Below are 18,660 nucleotides of genomic sequence, written 5' to 3'. Positions count from 1 at the left end.
GATCTGGCTGCCCATCAGCAGCGGGATCGGGGCACCTATGATGGCGGCCTTCAGCAGGGTCTTGCGGCTGATGCCCCTGGTCTCATTCTCATCGTCGTCGAACTCCTCGACGGGGTAGTTCTCGGCGTCCACGGTGCTCTCCTCGGCCTTGGGGGGTACGGCCGCCGGGCGGCCCGGCACCGCGCGGGCGGTGTGGACGTCGTCGGTCAAAGGCTCCGACGCCGTCACAGCGACGCGGCGGGCAACCGGTCCGAGCCGGACGGACTGGGCTGACCCAAAGCTGACACAGGCGTGACTTCGCTTGTAGCCAACATGTCCCCATCGTGCCGTGTGATGGTTGCCGAAAGAGAGGTATCGGCGACCGGCACAGTCGGAAGACCCCCGCGACGCCCTGGACACCTCCGCCGACGGAGCCGCCCTACCGGACGCGGCGCTCACCGGCAACCTGCCTCCTGATGCCTTCGGGGCAGACCTGGCCGTCATGGCCGGACCCGCAGGCGGATGACGGAGGACGACCGATAGGCGGCAGGAGAGGATCACGGCGGGGAGACGGGCGAGTCACCCAACCAGGTCAGCGGTCGAAATCACCGACTTTGACACCACCGATGAACGCACTCCATTCGGCGGGGGCAAAAAGCAGTTTGGGACCGTCCGGGTCTTTGCTGTCGCGGACGGCGATTACCCCGGGAAGATTGGTGGCCACCTCAACACATTGGCCGCCGTTGTCTCCAGAGCGCGACGACTTCCGCCACACTGCGGCGTTCAGGTCCATTCCCGTCTCACTTCCTCGGCCATTTTCAGTGATACGTGCTCAGGATAGGCCCAGGTTCGTATCGCCTCATAGCGCTTCCAGATCGCGGTTACGGAATCAAGGTCGGTTGTGATCTGTCCTTCGGTCGAGGAGTCCACGTAAATGACATCGGGCCGCCCGTCCGGAAGCTCAGCGATCATGAATGCGCTCAGTAGACCCGTCAGACACTTCGGGTCGACGATCTGAATGGAAACGGTCGGCCTCTGGACGACATCCAGCAGATGATCGAGCTGCTCACGCATCACCTCGGCTCCGCCCACCTCGCGATGTAGCACGCCCGCGTCGATGAGGACGACGAAAAGTGGGGAATTGTCCTGGTCGAGGATGCGCTGCCGCCGTATGCGGGCCTGAACTCGCTCTTCCACCTCATTGGGGGTGGTTTGGGGAGCCTGACTGAAGAGGTGGTGAGCATAGGACTCCGTCTGGAGAAGCCCTGGCACCAACAGGGGATCCCAGGAACGCAGGATGCGGGCGGCAGGCTCGATCTCCTCGGCCCAGTTCCGAAACCAGATCGGGCTGCCGGGCTGGGCGGCGATGCGCTGGTAGAGCCGGACGAAGGAGACGCCGTCGACCTCGCCGAAGAGACGGTCCAGGTTCTCGGCGTCGGACTTCGACGGCGTCCGGGCGGCCTTCTCCAGGCGGCTCACCTGGGTCTGGGTGCAACCGAGACGGGAGGCCACGGCGGACTGTGAGAGCTGCGCGGCCTCCCGCAGACGCCTCATCTCGCTGCCGAAGCGCACACGGGGGGATCCGGGGTCGAGAGACGGCGCCATTTCCATTGCATTTCCCCTCGAATTAGAAAAAACGGACTTCGATTAGGTGGTGACGTCGACTCCAGCCCGAGATAGACCAATGACTGTCATCATCCGCTCTGAGTCGGACTGCCAACCCGATGGTCGATCTGCCGTCGGTAAGGCAGTCTAGGCATAGAAATTCTTCCCGCGAAAGCAAAACAAGGGAATCATCCCATTGATTCATAGGCAGAGGTGGATCAATCCTTCCGAGAGTGGGAGGGATTTCTTGCGTCTGGCTGCGAGTATGAGTCGGAGAACCGTGAAGGGTGGGGTCGTAACGGCGACCCCGCTGGCCAGACGCAACGTTCGAGATCCCTCATCCGAATCAACCGGCCGACTCCGGCAGGTCATCGCTGACGGATGATTTCAGGAAGGGAGTGGCGGTGACGCTGCGAGTAGGTAAGGATTGGTGAGTCTTGGCGTCGGTCTTTCTAGAGGTGCTTAATGCGTTTCGCCCGGTTGTCGGCCATCGGTCTGGCAGTGATGGTGGCATCAGGTTGCGCTTCAGGCCCTTCCCTGAAGGAAGCGGCAGCGGAGCTCCAGAAGGACACCCAACGCCTGGAAGCCGATGATCTCTTCAAGAACCCGCTCATGAAGCTTCACATCCTGCAGCGTCCAGACAAGGACATTCCTTGTGGAGATAATGGATTCAAACGAGTGCTGCGGGCGACGGCGGATGAGGAGCGTAAGAAAGGGGAAGACCTAGATGCTCACCTGGACGGAGCTGAGAGAGTCATGGAAAACACCCTTTCCAAAGTCCTGGGATACAGGATGGAGCATGACATTACCCAGTTGGATGCCTTGGAGGGGCGATTCGTCCAAGGCAGTAAGGATGTGGGGGTTACGGTGAACGTGTATGTCTCGCCGGAGGCCCCAACCTGGCGACTGCATGCACAGACCGGGTGCCTGTCGCGATGAGGAGGTCGTTCGAGTTATTTCGGGAGTCTCAACAGGTTCTCGGCTAGATCGCTGCTCTGGAAACGTGAGGAGTATTCAATCTCTTTGTCGAGTTTTCCGTTTTCGTCCATCCACTCCTCATAAGCTTCCAGCTTCTCCTGGAGTATATGCTCCCATTTCTTGTTGTCGGTGGCTTCACGCTTGGCCTCGACCACGAGTTCTTCATATGTCTTGAGGGTTCCTGTGGTCGCGTTGATGAGCTCTTGGGGTGGTCTGCTCGTCGAGTAGCCGCCGCTGTAGAGAAGGTATGCCATATCGAACTTCATGCGTCTGGCGAGGTCGGTGCGCTCTCCTGTGGCCGTTTCGACCTGCTTCTCGAAGCTGTCGTCCCACTCGTCGCCCAGAGCGCTGAGGCCGTATGCCTGGAAGACCTCCCAGCTGAGATCGACAATCTCGTTTGTGAAGGAAAATCCACCCAGCAGGAAGCCGGAAGTGTTCTTGATGAAATTTCGTGCGTGTTCACCTGCGGCGTCCTCCTCGCCTAGGACGTCTTTCGTCGCCTTGAACGCGATACTGCTGAAATCGCCGAACATCATAGAGATGTCGCGAAAGTAGTTTTTGTCGCCCTGTGCGTCCAGGCAGGCGGCGGACAGCAGGATGTCATGCCGGAACCTGGCCATTGTCGAGTTGAAATCGGCGACGGGCTTCTCTTCGCCGACGAAGGTTTTCAAGAACCGGTAGGTGTCGCCAGGGCTGAGATAGAACGCGGGGGTCACCCCGGGAAGGGGAACCCAGTGCTCCGGAATCCTCGGGCCCGATGTCCTGTTCGTAGCCCTGTCGAAGCGGGCACCCGAGGCCAGTTCATGGACGTACGACCTGGCGATCACGCCCATGGAATCCTTGGCGGTCGCCGGGAGGCTGGGCCCAAGAAGGCCCGTGACCAGGATGGCGTCCAGGGCGAACGTGGCGGCGGACGGGCTGTGTCGTCCTGGGTTCTCGGTCCTGGCTTCGGTGCCAGCCTCCAGCACCCGGCCGAAGGCGTCGGCCACCTCGTCTCCTGCGCTCACCTGGTCGGCGTAGTCGAGGAAAAGCTTCATCTTCTCGATCTGGCTGAGCTTCACATCGGTGCCGCCCATGCCCGCGAACACCTCCCGCGCCGCCCTGCCGTCCCCGGCGAGCACCTCCAGGGCCATGGCCACCAGATCGGGAGGCAGGTCGTATTCCCTGGCCTCGTTGAGGCCGGCCCGCCAGTCCTGATGAGGATTTTTCGCGAAGTCGTCCAAGGCCAGGGCGCGGGCCGCCGCAGTACGGACGCCGGTGGGGGCGTCGGCGCCCTTGAGCAGGGCGAGGCGGTTCCATGCGGTGATCTTGCCGTCGACCGGTTTCGTCAGGTCGGCCTTGACCTTGGCGAACGCCGGGATGAGAGTGGGGGCGCGCAGGGCGGCGCCGAGGGCTTTGCTGAAGGCGACCAGGTCCTGCTCGGCGGTCCTGCTGCGGATGGCCGTGAGGACGCTGGGCAGGCTGTCGCGGGCCTTGGCGGGCAGCAGGGCGAAGAAGGCTGCGGCCGCCTGGGGGTTGTCGGCCAGCCTGGCGATCTCATCGGCGTGCTCGTGGATGAGCAGGGCCTGGGACTCGTTGTCGTGTTCGACGAGGATGTCGTCGCCGTACATCCTGGCCAGGCCCTGGGCGAGCTCGAAGCCCTCCAACTCGTCGGGCAGGCGGACGAGCCCCTGCCCGCCGTCTCCTTTCGCGGCTGGGATGTCTCCCTCCAGCTTCTGGACCAGCTCGGCCCGGCCGTGGAGCATGGAGATCTGGGTCCTGCCCCAGTCGGCGATGTCGGCGATCTCCCGCAGGGCCATGGCTCCGACCCCGTTCTGACGAAGCTTCGCCTCGAACTCCTCGCGGAAGACGGTCAGCCGGTCGGCCGCGTCGCGCAGGGACGCAGCCAGGCGGCCCATCTCCTCGGGGTCGATGCCGCAGAACTCGTCGGCGGAAGCCATGGAGCGTTCCTCTTCGGGATGACGGTGGTCACGATGGTTACGGGGATGACGGTCGTCACGCGCTCACGTGCGTCCGGCCATCTCCCGGCGTATGGCGCTCGCCTCGGCCTCCGTCACCAGCGGGGGATGGCGGCGCATCTCCTCCTCGACCGTGTCCACCACGCGCTGCGCGAGTTGCCCCAGCCGGTGGTGCCGGTCCGCCAGCTCGTCGGTCCACCTGTCGGCCGCCGGACCCGTCCAGACCCTTCCCGACCCCATCGCACCGAAGGCGCGCAGGTAGGCCTGCCGCACCTCGTGGGATCTCTCCCCGGCCTCCAGGAGCAGTCGTCTCAACCGCTCGTGCCGGGGATTGGGCACCATCCGTTCGACCACGCGCCCCCGTCCTCCCCAGGACTCCGTGATGAGAAAAGTCGAATATCACAGTAGTTATCGATCATCTATGTGGACAAGGGCGATGGCGCTGTCGGCGTTGGGATTTCACGGCCGTGGTCGTAAAAAGCCATGGGAATGGGCTGGCATTCCGGTCATTTCATCTCACGTCGTACTTCCCACTCCATCCAAAAGCGATGAGGTAATGGATGTCGTTTTTCGACAGAAACATCGATGCCATAGAGAGGGCCGCCCAGATCGTGTTCTGGGGGAGTCTGATGATCATCATGGCGGTGTGTTTCAGCGCTCCCGTGAACATGTTCACGTTCGTCGCGTTGGTCGTCGTCTGCGCTGCCAAGCTGACCCTGAGCGAGGTCGCGGAGACCTGGACGCGCTGGGACAGGGAGGCCGCCGAACGAGGGGTGCAGTGGCAGGAGCGCTTGCGGGCGAACCGTGAGCACGAGCTGCGCCGCGAGATTCGGCGGCTACGGCGGCCGGAGCGTTAGCGGAGGTCGCGAGGCTCGGTCACCCGGTGCGCGTCGGCCTCCAGCGCGGCTGCGACCTCGCGGAGGTCGGCGTGCAGTTCGGCCTCCTCGCGGTCGGTGAGTGCCGCCACGGTCGCGGGAAAGGCCTCGGACAGATCCACCATGACGTCGAGGACCGTCTCGTCCAGGAGCTCGTCGAGACAGGACGGTCCTGTTTTGGACCGTGCGCCGGCCAGTCGTGGCCCGTTGACCATGGCCAGGGCGATCTGGCGCAGTTCCTCGGGGGTGAGGATCACGTGGGGGTTCCAGGGGCGGCTCTGGTCGAAGCGCTGCTCGTCGAACTCCTCGATCTTCAGTTTGCGGATCGGACGGCGCTCGGGCGTCAGCGGGGCGTCGGGCCGCAGGACGATTCCCTCGGCTGTGTTGTCCGGCACGTCGGGCAGGCCGAGTGTCCGCGGCACGCGCGTGGGGAAGCGGCGGGGCAGGGCGTCGAGCTCCACCCGGCTTCCTCTGGCGAGGAGCGGCACGACGTCGAGACCGGCGTCGGCGGCGATCGAGGCGACGTCCGCGTAGGGCAGGAAGACTCCAGGATCGTCCGGATCTTCGTGACGAAGGACATCGAAAAGGGCGAAACGAATGTCGGGGCTGTACCAGACTCCTGTCTGCACCGGAGTGGCACCCGGAGTCGGCGGGACCTCGGGGTGGGGGTAGCGGCCGCCGTACAGCTCGCCGTAGACGCGCACGGCCGATCCTCCCCGGGCCAGGGCGGCCTGCGCGGCCTTGGCGAAGTTGCCGCGCAGCAGCTGCCAGCCGAAGAACGGCTCGTCGTCGCGCAACCACGCCTTGCGCTTTCCCACGGACAGGTTCCGGCCGTCGTGGGCGATCACCATCTGGGCCCCGTGAACCTTCTCGGTCGCCACCCATGGACCACCCGTGGTGGTCTGGCCGGACCGCTCGGCCGTGGGGATCTTCGGGTAGGTGAGGTGCCGCATCGGAGCAGTATGGCTGAGGCGAGATGGGAAAAGCTCCTCCTTTTGGCCCCGGCCGTCGCCTGGGGGGCTCGTGCTTCAGGGCGATCGCGCATGGCTGTGGCTCACGCCGGACCAGGATCCACATGGATCATGAAACGTCCTGGCCGAACCTGGTCGGAGGGGCTGCGGCGTTGAGAGAACGGTCCGCGAGAGGTCCGATCGGCGCGCCGGGGTTTCCGCTGATCGGTTCGCTGGTGGTCATCGGGCTGCTCCTGTCGTACGCGGCGAGTTTTCCAACGGGGCTCCGCTGTGGGCGCTGCCCGCCCTGGGGGTGTTCTTCGTCCTGGGCGTGGTCTGGTTCGCCCGCCTCCTCGTGGAGATCCGCAGCCAGGAAGGGCGAGTGGGGGTCAGGCGGAGCCTGTGGCGTCGGACGGCGCCCGCGGTGGTCGGAGTTCTGGTGTTCGGACTGGCCGCCGTGGACCTGGGGAGAGCGAGGTTCGCCCTGTCCGAGGAGAGCTTCGAGCGGGTCGCACGGTCGGCCATGGCGGGAGGCGCCGACTGGAAAGCGGCGCCCGGCAGGCTGGGGCTGTTCTACAGCCCATGGGCCGTACGGCACGGGAACACGGTGCGGTTCGCCGTGGAGGGCGGGGGAACGGCATTCACACCCGTGGCCTCATCTGGAGTCCCGGCGGGGAGCCCTCGCTGCCGGAGGAGGAGGAGGAGTACGAGCCCGATGTCGAGCACTACTACGGCCCCCGGTATCTGTGGAACGCGAACTTCTGAATCCCGCTCCAACTGAGAAACACCGGGTGGATTTCGGCGACCGACTTATCCGGCTCGGTCGCGGGCACACGGCTTTTTAAAAGCTGTCAGGCGAGATTCTGCACCGTGTCCTCACATCATCCTCACCTCGCCCGCACCCTGCGCCGACAAACGCCTGTTTTGATTGCGCCGTGTCTGAAAGAAGTGCGGTGGAAGCCGGTGAGGTGCGCTGGGCACTGGGATGCGGGGTGTCAGTGGTCGCGGCGGCGGTCTACGCGGTCGCCGGAACCGCTCTGGACATCAATGTGGTGGACGACGCGAAGCACTCCTGCCTCGGCGGTCTGAGCGCGGAGGAGGGCTCCGCCACCTTCTGGGTGTTGGGCAGGATCGCCCTCTTCCCGATTGTCTCCGTCGCCTCCGTGATCTGTTCCCTGTCGCTCAACCTCCTGGCCTTCCTGCCGAAGCTGGTGGGTCGCTGGTGGGCGACGCCGCTCCTGGCGCTTCTCGCCGTCCTCGTCTCGGCCGCCGGACCGGCGGCGTTGATCGTCTACGACGTCGCCACCGAGGGAACTCCAGGTGACTGCGTCCTCCCCTGGTGGCCGTCATGGCTGCCCACGTGACGAGGCCCCGCAGTCGTGGGCGGCAGAGCCTTCAACCCGTCGTAGGCGAGCGACTCGTGCACGGGCTCCTAGACAGGAGGCCCGAGTCTGTTCCTTTCCTTCTCCTGTTCGCGGACAAGTGCTTCGAGCCGAAGGGCGGGCTCTGGAAACGGTGGCTTCGCTGAGGTGATGGAGAACGTCACTGCTGAGGAGGAGTCGAGGCGGCGAGTCGGAGAACGGGCTCGCCGCCGTACTGGGATGGCCCGACCGAGAGTCGCGTGGACCGGCGGGCACGGCCGCGTGTCGGCTGTCCGTCCCTAATCGTCTTCTTCCGAGACTTCGAGGGTGAGGCTGGTCCTTCTGATGGGGTCGGTCGGGCTCGCGGTGAAGGTGAGGATATAGGTACCCGGGGGAGTGCCGGCTGAGAGGGCGATGACCGCAGTGGTGGACTGGCCGAGCGTGAAGAAGTTGACGGTCACTCCCGAAGGGAGGCCGGAGACGGACAGGGTGAACGGCGCGGAGGGATAGGGCGTCAGGCTGATCTGGACGGTCGCGGACCCGCCGGGCGGGATCTTGACGTAGGGCGGGGTGACCGTGATCCCGCCGAGGGAATTCGGGAGAGCGGAGGAAGCAGAAGAACCGGGAGGACTGAGCGGAGCGGGACTCGGAGGCGGAGTGGGCAGCGTGCAGGTCGGCTCACCGGCCTGAGGGGGAACACCGATGGCGTACCACGCGGCCTTGGTCGCGTCCAGTTCGACGCAGCTCTTCGGATAGAGGATCTTCGCGGCCTGTACGGTGGCCCGCCGGGATTTGGCGTAGCTCCAGGGGGCCGTCTTGCTCTGGAGGCCGGTGTAGTAGATCTCCGCGGCCTTGCGGAGGCCGATGCCCGTCAGGGAGGACGGCCCGCCGCAGACCGGGCTGGAGGGCCTGCCCGGTGGGTTGGTCCCCTCGGCGAGCAGGTAGAACCAGTGGTTGTGCGGCCCGCCGCTGAAGGTCGAGCGGGTGTAGCAGTTCGGTTCGCCCTGGAGCGCGGGGTTGAACATGTTGCGGATCGGCCCCGAGCCCAGGGGATTCACCTCCTCACCGAGCAGATAGTCCGGTTCGTCCAGGGCGACGGGGTGGTTGACGTAGTGCTCGGTCAGGGTGCCGAAGATGTCGCCGGCGGATTCGGCGAGGGCCTCCTCCTCGGGCTCGTTCCAGGTGTTCGCGCCGGAGTGGTCGAAGACGGCGTGGCCGTACTCGTGCCCGACCATGTCGAGGGAGGTGAGCTGCTTGGTGTGGGGCTGGTTGAAGCCGAAGACGACGGAGGAGCCGTCCCAGTAGGAGTTGACCTGGTTCAGGCCGACCTTCGCGGGAAAGGTGCGACCGGCCGCGTCGACGCCGTTGCGTCCCAGCCAGGCGCGCAGCATGTCCCAGTGCTTCTGCGCGGCGAACAGGACGTCGACGCAGGCCGTCTCCAGGTTGAGGGCCGTTCCGTTGCCCCAGGTGTCGGTCGCCTTGGTGAAGACGCCGCCGTTCGAGGTGGTGCAGCGCAGCCCGGGACGGGTGGGGTCCGTCAGGGTGTACGAGCTCCCCGACCTCAGGGTCTGGATGGTCACCGGGTTGCCGTTGAAGTGGCTGTTGCCCGTACCGTAGCGGATCTGGTCGTGGGAGCCGAGGACGGTCCCGTCGTTCGCGTCGACGAAGACGCGCAGCGCCTTGGGGGCCTGGTCCGTGCCGCCGGTGACGGCCACCTCCCAGGCCAGGCGGGGGCGCTCGGTCACCGCGTGGACCACGAGGGCGGGCGTGCCCACGTCGCGGACGGCCGCGAGTTCGGCTCTGGCGGTCGTCGCCGCGGTCTCGGCGCTTGTCCGGGCCCTGACGCCGACGTCCAGCACGGTCCGCTGGCCGGTGGTCACGCTGTGGACCACCGTTCCGCCGCTGTCGAGGGCGACGATCACGTCACCGCCGTAGACCGGCAGCCCGCGATGGGTCCGGGGGTAGCGAAGGTACTGCAGGCCTCGGATGCCCGAGGTGATCACGGGACGTTCGAAGGCGTCCCAAGGGCCCACGCGCAGCTCCGGGGCTCGCGTGGTGAGCGCCTCGCCCGCGACGGCGACCGCGCGCCGCCGGGCCTCCGGGCCGGGCGGGGCGAACGCGGGCGGTGTGTCCGGGCCGGCCTGCCGGGCGGCGAGTACGGCCTCCGCCGCCGGAGCGGCCGCGGCCGCGGAGGCCTCCGTGCCGCCCGTCAGCGCCGACGCGCCCATGGCGACGACCGTCACGAAAGCGGTCGCCCCTGACGTGATTCTGGGGTTCATTCGCATTGACTCCTTGTCCGCAAGGAGCCGCGGCCGGCCAGGGCTGCTCCAACGGTTACACCGGCATCGAAAGATCAGAACCCCATGAATTCCCATATCTTTGTCGTATGGCCGCTCCCCGAACAGGGAGAGCCGAAGCCCGGGAAATGGATCGAAGGGAATCGCTGAAACCTCTGCCGGGTCCGTCCGCCCGTTCTTCGTGATTCGAGGGCGTGCCGGAAAGCGGCAGGAAGGAGAACGGTCTCGGTTTTCGCGGCTCTCGCGGGCTTCAGGGGGTTCGGGACCTCGCGGGGGCGGCCGGGGGATCCGCGCCGGACTTTCACATCGCCTGCGCTCCGCCGTCACAGGCGTCTGTTGTGATGGCGGCGCGGCCGAGGAGGAAGCGATGGAGGCCGGCGAGGTGTGCTGGGCGATGGGGGGCCGGGGGCGGTGAAGGGCCCGAAATTGAGATGCCTCGGGATCGGGCGATCTGTAGCGTTGCCTTCAGTTCGTCAGGCCGGAAGAAGGCACGGGTCGAACGACATCGGTTATCTCTTTCTGTAAAAAAGAACACATCCGGTGTCGGTTTCCATATCCGTTTCTTCTCCCGGCCCGGTGAACCGGTCAGGTCTGGTGTCGGCACGGGTCGAAGCGCGTCGGTTATCGCCTTCTAAGCGGGTGGTCGCGGGTTCGAATCCCGTCACAGATGCTCGAGTCTGTGTAGCTCAGCGGTCAGAGCGCCTAACGGCCGGTGTGCGTTTCCACATCCGTGTCGGCTCCAGACCTGATCGCTCGTCAGCCCTGTCGGCGGCGCGGGTCGAATCCGATCGGTTATCTGGCATAACGGGTTCGAATCCTGTCGGGTCCTTCGGGGCCCGAAGCCGGTCGGAGTCCCCACATCCGTGCCGCAGGCGGGGCTGACGAGCGGGGGAGCGGGTCGAAGTCGGCCGGTTATCGGGATCAGAGGGTCGCAGGTTCGAGTCCTGCCGTCCGTCCAGGCGACGGGCGTGGCTCAGCGGCAGAGCATCTGGGTAAAACCCGGCGGGCGTCACCACATCCGCTCCCCTTTCACCTGTCCGCCTCCGGGCGGGCCGAACGAAGGAGAGCAGCCATGGCACGTGACCCCCTCGCCGCGATCTCCACGGTCGCGACGCCGCAGACCCGGCCGATTCCCGGCCGTGCCGGCCAGGTGCGGAACGCCGCGGGCGGATACGTCTTCGCCAAGGACGTCTGGACCCGGCTCGAGGACTTCCTGATCCTCGGCACGACCGGCGGCACCTACTACGTGGGTGAGGACACGCTGACGGCGGAGAACGCCGACGTGCTGTTCGCCGCCGTCGGCGAGGACGGGCCCCGTGCCGTGGCCATGATCGTGGACGTCTCCACCGCCAGGCCGCCGCGCGCGCCCAAGCCCCGTCCCGCGATCTTCGCGCTCGCCCTGGCGTTCGCCTACGGCGACCCCGACACCCGGCAGGCCGTCAAGGCGGCGTTTCCGCTGGTCGTGCGGACCACCGATCATCTGGCGGCGTTCGTCGGCTACCTGAAGAACCTCGGAGGCAAGACGACCGGCAACGGTTCCAGCCTGGTTGTCGGCCGTTCCCTCCGTACGGCTGTCGCCTCCTGGTTCCTGCGGGACGAGCCGGACGCGGTGGCGTTCAGGGCGTGCAAGGCGATGCAGCGCAGGACTCCGCAGGGCGAGGCGTTCTCCCTGCGGGACGCGCTGCGCATCGCCCACCCGAAGGCCGACACGGTTCAGCGCAGGGCGCTGTTCGGGTGGATCGCCGGGAACGTCTCCGACGATCAGGTCCGTGAGGTCGTGCCCGCCGTGGACCGGTTCCTCACCGCGAAGGCCGTCACCACCACGGCGGAGGCGGTCAGGGCCGTCACCGAGCTGCGGACGCCCTGGGAGTTCCTGCCCGACGCGATGCTCACCGAGCCCGCCGTCTGGGAGGCCCTGGTGGACACCGTCGGCATGACCGCGCTCGTCCGCAACCTGGCGAAGATGACCCGCATCGGTGCTCTCAGGCCGAGGGGCGACGCGACCCGCAGGGCCGTCGCGCGCCTCACCGACAGGAAGGCGCTGGCGAGGGCGCGCGTCCACCCGATGGACCTCTTCCTCGCGCTCCGGGTCTACAACTCCGGTCAGAGTCAGCCGAACCCGCGAGCCGACCGCCAGACGTGGCAGCCGGTGCCGGCGATCTCGGACGCGCTCGAGGAGGCGTACGAGCTGTCGTTCGGCCACGTCCGCCCCTCCGGCAGGCGGCTCCTGGTCGCCGTCGACTCCTCGGGGTCGATGACCTACCACCGTGTCGCGGCCGGTGGGTCGCCGCTCGGCACGGCCTACGAGCTCGGCTGCGCCATGGCCGTCATGCTCGCCCGCATCGAGCGCGGCAACGTCCACGTCATCGACGTCGACACCTCCGTCCACGCCTCGAAGGTGACGCCGCGCACCAACCTTCGGGAGATCGCCTCGTGGCGGCCCTCCGGCGGCGGCACCGACCTGGCGCTGCCGTTCGACTGGGCGCGAGGCGAGAGGCTGGAGGTGGACGGCATCGTGGTGTTCACCGACAGCGAGACGTGGGCGGGCCGTTCGCACGCCGTCCAGGCGCTGGACGCCTACCGGCGGTCCGTCAACCCGGCGGTCCGTGTCGTGGTCGCCGCGATGACCCCCGTGGGCCGTTCGATCGGAGACCCCGGCGACCCGGACGTGTTGAACGTGGCGGGCCTGGACGCCTCGCTGCCGATGGTCGTCAACGGCTTCGTCCGGCGCTGATCCGGCTCGTCCGCTCCGCCCGCCTGAGCCGTCCGCACCTTCGCGCGGGCGGCTTCGGCGGGCCCGGCCGCGTGGGCGTCGAACGCCTCGGAGCGGACGCGGCCGCGGGCGAGGGCGGGTGGGAACCGATGTGTAACCATCGTGCGTCATCGCAGGTCAGAGCGGGTGTGAATGTCGACGGTACACGTGTCTGACCTGCCCCGTCGCAGGGGGGCGAGGATACTCTCCGCAACATGAGCAGCGACACGGACCGGCGGCAGGGTGCACGGGTTCGACATCCCCATCGCCGTCACCATCGGCCGACGCTGACCCGGATCGCCGTCACGGGGCACCGCGACCTCGCCCGCGACACGGTGTCGCTCGTCGACGCGGAGGTCCGGGACGTCCTGAGGCCGTACGCTCCGGGATTCGTCGGGATATCGTGCCTCGCCGGCGGCGCGGACCAGATCTTCGCGGCGGCCGTTCTCGATCTCGGCGGCGTGCTGGAGGCCATCGTCCCCGCCCGGGACTACGGCGAGGCGTCCTTCCACGCGTTGCTGCGCAGGGCCCGTGAGGTCCGCAGGCTGCCGTTCGACACGCCGTCGCCCCACGCCTACGCCGCGGCGAACGAGCTGCTGATCGAGTCGGCCGACCTGCTGATCGCCGTGTGGGACGGGTTTCCCGCACGAGGGCTGGGAGGCACGGCGGAGGCGGTCGAGGCTGCCACACGCCGCCGGACACCGGTGCGCGTGATCTGGCCGCCCGGGGCCGCCAGGGCCTGACATCGGCGGTCGCCGACGTCGGCGGGGGACGGGGCCGCTGGGGACGGGGCCGCCGGGGACGGGGCCGCTGGGGACGGGGAACGTCCGCGAGGGCGGGGGCCGCCGGGAACGGGGAACGTCCGCGAGGGCCCGGCCAGCCGGGGGCGGGAGTCGCTCCCGGGGGTGCCTGGAGCCGATGGGGGCCGACCGGAGCGAGGATTTCGGCCGGTCAGAGGCCATCTGTGGCGACGGCGGGGCTTGACATCGTCGGGGACTTTGGTTCATCTCAAGACGTGGAGGTGCTTCCCGAGTCTGAGTTCCCCGCTCTGTACCGGTCCGCCGACCGCACGGCCATCGCCAGCCAGCGAAGGCTGCTGGTCGCCACCGGGGTTCGCCTTTCCTCTCTGATCACGGCCGCGCTCTGCGGCTCCTTCAGCGCCTTCGTGGCGGAGCTGGACGTGATGGCCACGGTCGCCGCGGCGGCGATGGGGGTTGCCCTGGTCACCGAGGTCTACCTGTTGACGACGCGTCCCGACCGGCGGTGGTACGAGGCGCGCGCCGCCGCGGAGTCGGCCAAGACCCTGGCCTGGCGTTACCTGGTCGGAGGCGAGCCGTTCGGCCTGGACGGCGCGGAGGCCGACGGGGATCCGCGCCACGACCACGTGTCCGACCGGCTTCTCCTGCGCAGGTTCAGCAAGATCACCTCTGACCTGCGCAGCGTCGCGCCCGTCTCGCTCACCGACGGGGACACCCAGGTGACGGAGGGGATGCGCACGATCAGGGCGCTCCCGCTCGACGAGCGCAAGCGCCACTACATGGTGGGGCGGCTGGACGACCAGCGGGCGTGGTACGCGGCGAAGGCGAACCTGCACGAACGGCGCGCCGCCATGTGGCTGGTCATGGTGGCGACGGCCGAGGCCCTCGGACTGGTCACCGCCGCCGTCAAGGCGGCACTGGGCAAGAAGGCCCCGGACATCGACCTTCCGGGAGTGCTGGGGGCGGTGGCGGCCGGGGGTGTGGCCTGGCTGCAGACCCGTCAGCACCAGCAGGTCGCCAGCGCCTACGCGATAGCGGCCCTGGAACTGGGAGACATCGTGGTCCGCGCGGCCTGGCCGACGACCGAGGCCGAGTGGGCTCACTTCGTGGACGAGGCCGAGGAGGCCATCTCGCGGGAGCACATGCTCTGGACGGCCTCTCACGCATGAGATGGGGCATTAATAGTGAAATAATGGCCTTTATCGCAATTGCGGATAGGTAAAAAAACGTAATAGAGTCGAGGGATAGAGCCCTTCAGAGGCCCTGTGCTGTAGCGTTGTGATAATTGCCGTTCTCAGCGTCGTCGTTCGAATATCAGTTCGCATTGGTTTGGGGCCATGAATCTTACCGAAGACAAGCAGTCCGGGGTCTCGTCAAACGTCAAGGATCTCCGCGACGTTCCGCTGTCTCTAGTCCACGAAACCGATGTCGACGGCATCTTGCAGCGCCTTCTTCCGGAGTCCGCTCCCGTTGAGCGCGTCTCCGTCGCGGCTTTCAATTCGTCGATCTGACGCAAGGGGCCATGATGGACGGGCCCTTCGTGCCATTCCGGCAATTCGTACTTAAGGTGCATAGTCGCTGCGATCTGGCATGCGACCACTGTTACGTGTACGAGCACGCGGATCAGAGCTGGCGGGGCCGTCCAAAAGTGATCTCGGACCGGACCGTGGTCCGAGCGGTCGCACGCATCGCCGAGCACGTGGACAGGCACGCGCTCGACCGGGTGCACGTCGTGCTGCACGGAGGCGAGCCGCTTCTCGCGGGACCGGTCAGGCTCGGCCGCGTCGCCGCCGAACTGCGCGAGCAGCTCGGCGGCCGGTGCGACCTCGATCTGCGCGTGCACACCAACGGGGTGCTGCTCGACGACCGCGTGCTCGACGTCTTCGCCGAGCACGACGTCAAGGTGGGCGTCTCGCTCGACGGCGACCGTGTGGCCAACGACAGGCACAGACGTTACGCCGACGGCCGCAGCAGCTACGACCGGGTGATCGCCGCGGTCGAGCTGCTGCGCCGCCGCCCCGAGCTGTACGCCGGGCTGCTGTGCACGATCGACGTCGCCAACGACCCGACGGCGGTCTACCGGGCGCTGGCCGCCCTGGAGCCTCCCCGCGTCGACTTCCTGCTGCCGCACGCCACCTGGGACGCCCCTCCGGCGCGCCCGACCCCGACGGCGTACGCCGACTGGCTCATCGAGATCTTCGATGTCTGGCTGGCCGAGGGGGCCAGGGTCCCGGTGCGTCTGTTCGAGTCGGTCATCCGCACCAGCCGCGGCGACTCCAGCCTCACCGAGTCGCTCGGGCTCGAGCCGTCCGACCTGGTGGTCATCGAGACCGACGGGGGCTACGAGCAGGCCGACTCGCTCAAGACCGCGTTCGACGGGGCACCGGCGACCGGCCTCGACGTGTTCGGCCACGACCTCGACGAGGTCGCCAGGCACACCGGCATCCTCGCCCGCAGGCAGGGGCTCGGCGGACTGTGCGACACCTGTCGCGCGTGCCCGGTCGTCGACAGCTGCGGCGGAGGGCTGTACGCCCACCGGTACCGGACCGGCTCGGCCTTCGCCAACCCCAGCGTCTACAGCGCCGACCTCCTCAAGCTCATCACCCACATCCGGGGCAGGACCACGATGCCGACGCACGCGGTGCCCTACGGCACCATCGACGCCCTCGCCGGGGGATACGGCGACGACCGGGACGTCTCCTGCCTCGCCGAGTCGCAGCGCACCCTGCGCCGCGGGCTCCTGGCGGGCGTCCGCGCGCACGGGGCCGAGGCCGGATGGGACCTGCTCACCAGGCTCGACAGCGAGCACAGGGACGCGGTCGACGCGGTGCTCGACCACCCCTACGTGCGGGCCTGGGCGATCGAGTCCCTGCGGGACGCCGCGCACGCGGGGCATCTCGCCAACATCGCCGCCGCGGCGGCGGTCAGGGCGGGCGCGAAGGCCAGGGTCGTCGTCAGGGCGGTCGACGGCATGGTCTGCCTGCCCACCCTGGGGGCGCTCGAGGTGGGCCCCGTGGCGGGCGCGGAGACCGGTGCGCTCTCGCAGGCCCTGCTGCTCGTCGAGGACGGGCGCTTCGCGCTGGAGGGCAGGCCGGACGCCCCGTGGCATCCGGTCAGGAGGCTCGTCGCGGGTGACTTCTCCGTCACGCTCGAGGACACCGACCCCTACCGCGACTGTCACGGTCACCGGGCGGCGGGGCGGCTCTCCGAGGACGACGTGGCCGCCTGGCAGCGGCTCTTCGCCGAGGCGTGGACGCTGATCGAGTCCGACCATCCCGCCTACGCCCCGGGCCTGCGCGCGGGGCTGTCGACCCTCACCCCGCTCACCCCTCCCGAGGGGGGCGGTGACGCCAGCTCGACGGCCCGGCACGCCTTCGGCGCGGTCGCGGCCGCGCTTCCCAAGGACCCCGTCACGCTCGCGTTGCTGCTGATCCACGAGTTCCAGCACGTCAAGCTCGGTGCTGTGCTGGACATCGTCGACCTGTACGACGAGTCGGACACCAGGCGCTACTACGCGCCGTGGCGGCCCGACCCCCGGCCGCTGGAGGGCCTGCTCCAGGGGACGTACGCCCACGTCGCGGTCGCCGACTTCTGGCGGAGGCGACGCCATTCCGCTCCGGAGCCGGGGGAGGTGCAGTTCGCCCGCTGGCGGGAGCTGACCGCGCAGGCCATCGAGACCCTGGACGGCTCGGGCTCGATGACCTCCCTGGGGGCGCGTTTCGTCGCGGGGATGCGCCGCTCGGTCGGGCCGTGGCTGAAGGAGTCCGTTTCCGAGGACGCGGCCGTCGCAGCGGCCGCTCTCTCCCACCGGCATCACACGGCCTGGGTGAAACAGCAGAGCTGATCTTCCTTACCCGAGAATTCGCGGTGTTGGCACTTTCGTGGCAAAGACTGCGTTCTTATAGTTAAATCTCGGGTGAAGGAGGCGGATGACCACTCCAGACAAGCCCGCTCAAGCTGCCGGGCCCTACTTCTTCCTCAGTTATGCGCACGTGCCGCCGCATGATCTTTCTGACGGCGGCGACCCAAATCAATGGGTGGAAAAGCTGTTTCGGGTGTTATGTGAGCATATTATGCATCTCACCCGGGTCCCCGCAGGCTCGGCGGGGTATATGGACAGGGAATTAAGGACCGGGGACAACTGGCCGCAAACCCTCTCCGAGCGCCTGTCCACCTGCCGGGTGTTCGTCCCGCTCTACTCTCCGCGCTACTTCGAGAGCGAGCACTGCGGCAAGGAGTGGGCGGCCTTTCTGGAGCGCGCTCCCCGGCACGGCGGCCCTGACGCGATCGTTCCGGCGGTCTGGGCCCCGATGCGCACGATGACCCTTCCGCACGCCGCGCAGGCGATCCAGTTCAACCACGCCGACCTCGGCAACCGGTACGCCGAGGAGGGCTTCTACGGGATCATGAAGCTCAGCAGGTACCGCAGCCAGTACCAGATGGCGACCCTCGGCCTGGCCCAGCGGATCATCGAGGTGGCCGAGACGACGCCCATGCCGTACGGAAGGATCCGCGACTACACCACCGTGCCGAGCGTCTTCGGCGACCACACGCCCGAGCGCCCGGTGACCATGACCGTCGTCGCCCCCGACCTGCGGCACCTGCCCGAGGGGCGCGACACCTACTACTACGGGCGGACACCGCACGAGTGGGACCCCTTCCGCAGCCGCAACGGCATGCGCCCCCTGGCCGACTGCGCGGTCGAGTTGGCGCGCTCCCGGGGCTTCCTGCCGCACGTCGGCACGATGGAGGAGCACGCGGAGACGCTCTCGGCCGACGAGCCCCAGTCGCCGGGGGTGCTGCTGGTCGACCCCTGGGCGACCGCCAGCGACGACTACAAGGAGTCGCTGCGCCCGGTCAACCGCCCCGGCCGGCAGTGGATCACCGTGATGGTGCCCTGGAACTCCGAGGACCAGGAGACCGTCCAGCAGGAGCCGAGGCTCAGAGACTGCCTGGACACGGCGCTCGGCCACAAGCTCGTCGAACCCGCCGCCAATCCCAGGATCCCCACCCTGGACGCCTTCAGGAGCATCCTGCCGGACGCCCTGAACAAGGCGACCCAGCAGTTCTTCAAGCACGCCCCCGCGTATCCGCCGGAGGGCACAAGAGTTGACAGACCCAGGCTGATCGGGCCGGAGGAGTAGCCA

The 18,660-nt window shown here is 67.7% G+C and carries 15 protein-coding genes and 1 pseudogene; 9 read left to right on the top strand and 7 right to left on the bottom strand.

Annotated elements, in window-relative coordinates:
• From PKF00_RS42835 to PKF00_RS42825, 3 genes and pseudogenes are all read right to left on the bottom strand, one after another.
• A pseudogene (locus PKF00_RS42835) lies at positions 1 to 210 on the bottom strand (hypothetical protein); the annotation flags it as partial.
• A 361-nt stretch (positions 211 to 571) separates the two neighbouring features.
• On the bottom strand, positions 572 to 772 hold the full coding sequence (locus PKF00_RS42830; protein WP_271223528.1) for a DUF397 domain-containing protein: 201 nt from the start codon (positions 770 to 772) through the stop codon (positions 572 to 574).
• On the bottom strand, positions 763 to 1,584 hold the full coding sequence (locus PKF00_RS42825) for a helix-turn-helix domain-containing protein (protein WP_271223531.1): 822 nt from the start codon (positions 1,582 to 1,584) through the stop codon (positions 763 to 765). Before PKF00_RS42825 ends, PKF00_RS42830 begins: the two co-directional genes overlap by 10 nt.
• 465 nt (positions 1,585 to 2,049) lie before the next feature.
• On the opposite strand from PKF00_RS42825, the gene PKF00_RS42820 reads away from it, so the two are divergent.
• The gene (locus tag PKF00_RS42820; protein WP_271223527.1) at positions 2,050 to 2,523 is read left to right on the top strand and encodes a hypothetical protein; all 474 of its coding nucleotides are present in this window, start codon (positions 2,050 to 2,052) and stop codon (positions 2,521 to 2,523) included.
• Between the two features lie 14 nt (positions 2,524 to 2,537).
• On the opposite strand, the gene PKF00_RS42815 is transcribed toward PKF00_RS42820, so the two are convergent.
• Both PKF00_RS42815 and PKF00_RS42810 read right to left on the bottom strand, forming a co-directional pair.
• A complete protein-coding gene (locus tag PKF00_RS42815; protein WP_271223526.1) occupies positions 2,538 to 4,502 on the bottom strand; it encodes a hypothetical protein in 1,965 nt (654 codons plus the stop codon).
• A gap of 63 nt (positions 4,503 to 4,565) precedes the next feature.
• Positions 4,566 to 4,874, bottom strand: coding sequence for a hypothetical protein (locus PKF00_RS42810; RefSeq protein ID WP_271223525.1), 309 nt, complete (start codon positions 4,872 to 4,874; stop codon positions 4,566 to 4,568).
• A gap of 206 nt (positions 4,875 to 5,080) precedes the next feature.
• Here PKF00_RS42810 and PKF00_RS42805 point away from each other — a divergent pair, with 206 nt between their 5' ends.
• Positions 5,081 to 5,377: a hypothetical protein gene (locus PKF00_RS42805; protein ID WP_271223524.1), complete on the top strand. Its 297-nt coding sequence runs from the start codon at positions 5,081 to 5,083 to the stop codon at positions 5,375 to 5,377.
• Here the strand turns inward: PKF00_RS42805 and PKF00_RS42800 are convergent.
• Positions 5,374 to 6,348: an RNA ligase family protein gene (locus PKF00_RS42800; protein ID WP_271223523.1), complete on the bottom strand. Its 975-nt coding sequence runs from the start codon at positions 6,346 to 6,348 to the stop codon at positions 5,374 to 5,376. The two genes, PKF00_RS42805 and PKF00_RS42800, sit on opposite strands and share 4 nt — an antisense overlap.
• Positions 6,349 to 6,927: 579 nt before the next feature.
• On the opposite strand from PKF00_RS42800, the gene PKF00_RS42795 reads away from it, so the two are divergent.
• Together PKF00_RS42795 and PKF00_RS42790 are read left to right on the top strand one after the other, a co-directional pair.
• On the top strand, positions 6,928 to 7,110 hold the full coding sequence (locus PKF00_RS42795) for a hypothetical protein (RefSeq protein ID WP_271223522.1): 183 nt from the start codon (positions 6,928 to 6,930) through the stop codon (positions 7,108 to 7,110).
• 170 nt (positions 7,111 to 7,280) lie between these two features.
• Entirely contained in the window at positions 7,281 to 7,709 is a 429-nt protein-coding gene (locus PKF00_RS42790) for a hypothetical protein (RefSeq protein ID WP_271223521.1), read from the top strand.
• Between the two features lie 296 nt (positions 7,710 to 8,005).
• Here the strand turns inward: PKF00_RS42790 and PKF00_RS42785 are convergent, their stop codons facing one another.
• On the bottom strand, positions 8,006 to 9,985 hold the full coding sequence (locus PKF00_RS42785) for a M4 family metallopeptidase (RefSeq protein ID WP_271223520.1): 1,980 nt from the start codon (positions 9,983 to 9,985) through the stop codon (positions 8,006 to 8,008).
• A 1,090-nt stretch (positions 9,986 to 11,075) separates the two neighbouring features.
• On the opposite strand from PKF00_RS42785, the gene PKF00_RS42780 reads away from it, so the two are divergent.
• From PKF00_RS42780 to PKF00_RS42760, 5 genes are all read left to right on the top strand, one after another.
• Positions 11,076 to 12,737 carry a TROVE domain-containing protein gene (locus tag PKF00_RS42780; RefSeq protein WP_271223519.1) on the top strand — a complete coding sequence of 554 codons (1,662 nt, stop codon included), beginning with the start codon at positions 11,076 to 11,078 and terminating at the stop codon, positions 12,735 to 12,737.
• Between the two features lie 233 nt (positions 12,738 to 12,970).
• A complete protein-coding gene (locus PKF00_RS42775; protein ID WP_309298481.1) occupies positions 12,971 to 13,498 on the top strand; it encodes a hypothetical protein in 528 nt (175 codons plus the stop codon).
• 278 nt (positions 13,499 to 13,776) lie between these two features.
• The gene (locus PKF00_RS42770; protein WP_271223518.1) at positions 13,777 to 14,682 is read left to right on the top strand and encodes a DUF4231 domain-containing protein; all 906 of its coding nucleotides are present in this window, start codon (positions 13,777 to 13,779) and stop codon (positions 14,680 to 14,682) included.
• Positions 14,683 to 15,035: 353 nt separating this feature from the next.
• Positions 15,036 to 17,357: an FxsB family cyclophane-forming radical SAM/SPASM peptide maturase gene (locus tag PKF00_RS42765; RefSeq protein WP_309298480.1), complete on the top strand. Its 2,322-nt coding sequence runs from the start codon at positions 15,036 to 15,038 to the stop codon at positions 17,355 to 17,357.
• Positions 17,358 to 17,442: 85 nt separating this feature from the next.
• Positions 17,443 to 18,657, top strand: coding sequence for a TIR-like protein FxsC (locus tag PKF00_RS42760; protein WP_271223517.1), 1,215 nt, complete (start codon positions 17,443 to 17,445; stop codon positions 18,655 to 18,657).
• The last annotated feature ends 3 nt before the right edge of the window (positions 18,658 to 18,660 follow it).

Source organism: Streptosporangium carneum, from assembly GCF_027922005.1.
GTDB lineage: Bacteria > Actinomycetota > Actinomycetes > Streptosporangiales > Streptosporangiaceae > Streptosporangium > Streptosporangium carneum.
The sequence above is the reverse complement of the archived record's forward strand: the minus strand, read 5'-3'. Positions and strand labels throughout refer to the sequence as shown.

What these genes read in the sequence shown, in the direction of transcription:
- PKF00_RS42830 (WP_271223528.1), bottom strand. Translation starts at nt 772, where the DNA reads ATGGACCTGAACGCCGCAGTGTGGCGGAAGTCGTCGCGCTCTGGAGAC.
- PKF00_RS42775 (WP_309298481.1), top strand. Translation starts at nt 12,971, where the DNA reads ATGAGCAGCGACACGGACCGGCGGCAGGGTGCACGGGTTCGACATCCC.
- PKF00_RS42760 (WP_271223517.1), top strand. Translation starts at nt 17,443, where the DNA reads ATGACCACTCCAGACAAGCCCGCTCAAGCTGCCGGGCCCTACTTCTTC.
- PKF00_RS42795 (WP_271223522.1), top strand. Translation starts at nt 6,928, where the DNA reads ATGGGCCGTACGGCACGGGAACACGGTGCGGTTCGCCGTGGAGGGCGG.
- PKF00_RS42780 (WP_271223519.1), top strand. Translation starts at nt 11,076, where the DNA reads ATGGCACGTGACCCCCTCGCCGCGATCTCCACGGTCGCGACGCCGCAG.
- PKF00_RS42805 (WP_271223524.1), top strand. Translation starts at nt 5,081, where the DNA reads ATGTCGTTTTTCGACAGAAACATCGATGCCATAGAGAGGGCCGCCCAG.
- PKF00_RS42820 (WP_271223527.1), top strand. Translation starts at nt 2,050, where the DNA reads ATGCGTTTCGCCCGGTTGTCGGCCATCGGTCTGGCAGTGATGGTGGCA.
- PKF00_RS42765 (WP_309298480.1), top strand. Translation starts at nt 15,036, where the DNA reads ATGATGGACGGGCCCTTCGTGCCATTCCGGCAATTCGTACTTAAGGTG.
- PKF00_RS42785 (WP_271223520.1), bottom strand. Translation starts at nt 9,985, where the DNA reads ATGAACCCCAGAATCACGTCAGGGGCGACCGCTTTCGTGACGGTCGTC.
- PKF00_RS42815 (WP_271223526.1), bottom strand. Translation starts at nt 4,502, where the DNA reads ATGGCTTCCGCCGACGAGTTCTGCGGCATCGACCCCGAGGAGATGGGC.
- PKF00_RS42825 (WP_271223531.1), bottom strand. Translation starts at nt 1,584, where the DNA reads ATGGCGCCGTCTCTCGACCCCGGATCCCCCCGTGTGCGCTTCGGCAGC.
- PKF00_RS42800 (WP_271223523.1), bottom strand. Translation starts at nt 6,348, where the DNA reads ATGCGGCACCTCACCTACCCGAAGATCCCCACGGCCGAGCGGTCCGGC.